We start from the raw sequence: 3,069 nt of genomic DNA on the forward strand, positions 1-3,069 counted from the left end.
TCTGCGGGTGATGGACAGCACCGCCATCGCCCTCTGCAAAGAAAATCAACTACCCATCGTGGTTTTCGACCTAACCACCCCCGGCAACATCTACCGGGTGGTGCAGGGTGAGCCCATCGGCACTTGGATTGGACAAACAACTCCCAAGAGCAATGGGATCCCTGCCCGCTTGGCCCAGGAGAGTGGATCCTAAGTGGAATAGGTCGAGGCTACACTGGGGGTGGCCTTGAGTGGCCGGTGACGGCCTGAGGATCTCTTCTGGCCACGCCAACCTGGCCAGAGGATGTGCTGACGCGATGTGGAGGGGAAGGCGATGACAGATCACCGCGATCCCGCCTCGCCCGAAGGCCTGATCGCCCAGAGTGCTCCGCCCTGCTGCCGCCAACGCTGGGGTCGCCGTCTGGTGCAAGGCTTAGCTTTCCTGGTGGCTTTGGCCGTCGGCTTTGGCTACTGGCGCTGGCAGACCTGGCTTCAGCCGGTGGGTGGCCCAGAGCCAATCCAGGTGGTGATCCAGCCGGGCAGCAGCAGCCGTTTAATCGGAAAACAACTGCACCAAGCGGGGGTGATCCGCTCTGCTTTGGCCTGGGAGCTGTGGAGCCGCACCTTTGGCCGCGACTGGCTGTTTCAGGCAGGTACCTACGCTTTGGATCCCAACCAAGACATGCTATCTGTAGCCCGACAACTGCGGCAGGGCCGGATTCTGCAGCGGCGGCTGACCATCCCAGAGGGCTGGCGGATCGAGCAGATGGCGGCGGCCTTAGCGGAGCGCAAGTGGATGCCAGCCGATGTTTTCATTGCCACAGCCCGTGTGATCCCACCCCTTGAGTGGCTGCCCCCCAGCTTGAACTCCCTGGAAGGCTACCTCTTCCCCGATACCTATCTTTTTCCTGTCGAACAGGTGGAGGGATCCCTGCCAGATCAGCAAAAAGCCGAGATTGTAATCAACGCTATGCTGCAGCGGTTTGCCGCTGTGGCCCTACCCCTGTTTCGCCAGCACACCACTTCCCTCTCCTTGCATGAGTGGGTTACCCTGGCCAGCATTGTGGAGCGGGAGGCCGCTGTGCCGGAGGAGCGCGCCTTAATCGCGGGTGTCTTTTTGAACCGGCTCAAAAAGGGAATGCCCTTGGGAGCCGATCCGACGGTGGAATATGCCCTGAACATCCGGCAAACGCCAGATCGCCGCCTCACCCTTGCCGAGGTGCGTACTCCCTCTCCCTACAACACCTACCTCAACCCCGGATTGCCCCCTGGCCCCATCGCCAGTCCGGGCTTGGCCAGCCTCAAAGCCGTTTTGGAGCCTGAGGAGACCGACTACCTCTACTTTGTGGCCCGCTACGACGGCACCCATGTTTTCAGCAAGACTCTAGCCGAGCACGAGGCAGCTCAACGGCAAATCCTCCGCGAGCGGCAGGGATCCCCGCCCGGTCTTCAACCTAGTCTTTGATGAGGAGGTCAGGAGAATTGGCGCTTGGTGGTTGAAAAGCTTCCAAATGGTACACAAACCTTGGTTCAAGCTCCTGCAACCAGATGTGGTGGTGGCCGGCACTGTCTTGCGGCTGCGGGCAGAAGATCTGTTGGCCTGGCAGGTGAGGGGTGTCATCTTCGACGTGGACGACACGCTGGTGCCGATCCGCCAGGCGGAGGTGGATCCGGCTGTGGCCGCCTGGCTGGAGCAATTGCGCCCCCACTTTCAGATTTGGCTGGTGAGCAACAACCTCAACCGCAGCCGCATTCGCCAAATTGGTGAGAGCTTAAACCTGCCTTACATTCACGGCGCTGGCAAACCCTCGCGGCGCGCTCTGCGGCGAGCTGTGGCGCAAATGAACTTGCCGGTGGAGGCGGTAGCCATCGTGGGCGATCGCCTGTGGACAGATATCCTGGCGGGCAATCGGCTGGGCTTGGTTACCGTACTGGTCAACTCCCTCCTGCCCAAGACTCCGGAGAAGAGCCCTGCGGCCATTCTGGATCCCCGCTTTTGAGAGAGAGCCATGGCTACCTTGCAAGACGGGAAGGCTCGCGTTGTACCTGCCCCGCGTATGCGGGGGGAGTCGGAGGGAGGTCAGGGCCAATGGCAACGAGACTCTATTTGTATTCCCAGCTCCCCCCTTCCAGAGAGAGAAGAGTTGGGGCGAGAGCGCGAGGCATCGGAGAACCGTTGGGAAACTGTCTACTTAGGCTGCCGATCCGGTGGCGCTTCCGAAAGGAGGAGTCGCGGGAAATCTCGCCAAGTTGACCCATCTGCCACAGTTTTTTGTAGAGTGACGGCAGTGAGCCGGATCCGGCATTAGGCCCGCCGGGTGGCGGTGTAAGGGCAGCGTCAAATCCAAAGGTTAAGCATGCAAACCATCCCTATCGTCAAGTCCGCCATGCAACGGGTGAAGTCCATGATGCAAAAATCGCTGCGGTCTGTTTCCATCTCTCACCGTCCCAAGTCTCTGTTGATATCCCAGGGACGGAGTTTCATTAAGCTGAGCAGCCTGCTGGCCTTACCCTTGCTGGTCTCGGCATGGCCCGCTTGGGCCTTGACCTTAGTGGCCCGTCCGGATCTGCGCAGCCTCAAGCGGGCACAAGTCATTCGGGTGGTCGATTACAACACCCTGGTTGTCCAGCTCGAAGGGGACTTGAATTTGCGCCTGGTGCAACTGATCGGGATTGATCCTCTGCCGGCAGAGGTCAATCCTACGTGGACGGAGCTGCGCAGGCAAACCCCTCTGCCTATCTACAATGCCGGTCAATACCTGCAGACGGCTTTGCTGGGGCGCGAGGTGTTCTTGGAGTTGGATCCCGCTCTGGTGCCCACCCCCACCCTGCCTGCCTACGTTTGGCGGGCCAATACCCTCATCAACCAGGAGATGCTGTTTTTGGGGCATGGCCTACTGTCGCCGCAAACCAATGGCCTCAAGTACGGCGCTATTCTCAAAGAGGCAGCCAATGCGGCAAGGCAACAGGGGCGCGGCTATTGGACGCCCTATGGCCCTCGCTAGAGAGAAGCCAAAGATGAGTCCAGAGCCGCCTAGCCCTTGGGGATGGCTCTCGACTTCAACGTAAGGCGCGGGATTCCCCACCCGG

3 protein-coding genes and 1 pseudogene are annotated in these 3,069 nt (G+C 60.3%); all 4 read left to right on the forward strand.

Annotated features, from left to right (window positions below; translation table 11 throughout):
* Positions 1-193: pseudogene (gene pyrH / locus NW835_RS06390) on the forward strand (UMP kinase); the annotation flags it as partial.
* Between the two features lie 120 nt (positions 194-313).
* Positions 314-1,444: an endolytic transglycosylase MltG gene (gene mltG, locus NW835_RS06395; RefSeq protein ID WP_414414825.1), complete on the forward strand. Its 1,131-nt coding sequence runs from the start codon at positions 314-316 to the stop codon at positions 1,442-1,444.
* 46 nt (positions 1,445-1,490) lie between these two features.
* On the forward strand, positions 1,491-1,979 hold the full coding sequence (locus NW835_RS06400; protein WP_414365531.1) for a YqeG family HAD IIIA-type phosphatase: 489 nt from the start codon (positions 1,491-1,493) through the stop codon (positions 1,977-1,979).
* Positions 1,980-2,336: 357 nt separating this feature from the next.
* A complete protein-coding gene (locus NW835_RS06405) occupies positions 2,337-2,984 on the forward strand; it encodes a thermonuclease family protein (protein WP_414414826.1) in 648 nt (215 codons plus the stop codon).
* Positions 2,985-3,069: the final 85 nt, after the last annotated feature.

It is taken from the genome of Synechococcus sp. OH2 (assembly GCF_047462155.1).
Classification (GTDB): Bacteria; Cyanobacteriota; Cyanobacteriia; order Thermostichales; family Thermostichaceae; genus Thermostichus.

Excerpts from the sequence above, each read along its gene's own strand:
- mltG (WP_414414825.1), top strand. The coding sequence starts at position 314 with ATGACAGATCACCGCGATCCCGCCTCGCCCGAAGGCCTGATCGCCCAG.
- NW835_RS06405 (WP_414414826.1), top strand. The coding sequence starts at position 2,337 with ATGCAAACCATCCCTATCGTCAAGTCCGCCATGCAACGGGTGAAGTCC.
- NW835_RS06400 (WP_414365531.1), top strand. The coding sequence starts at position 1,491 with ATGGTACACAAACCTTGGTTCAAGCTCCTGCAACCAGATGTGGTGGTG.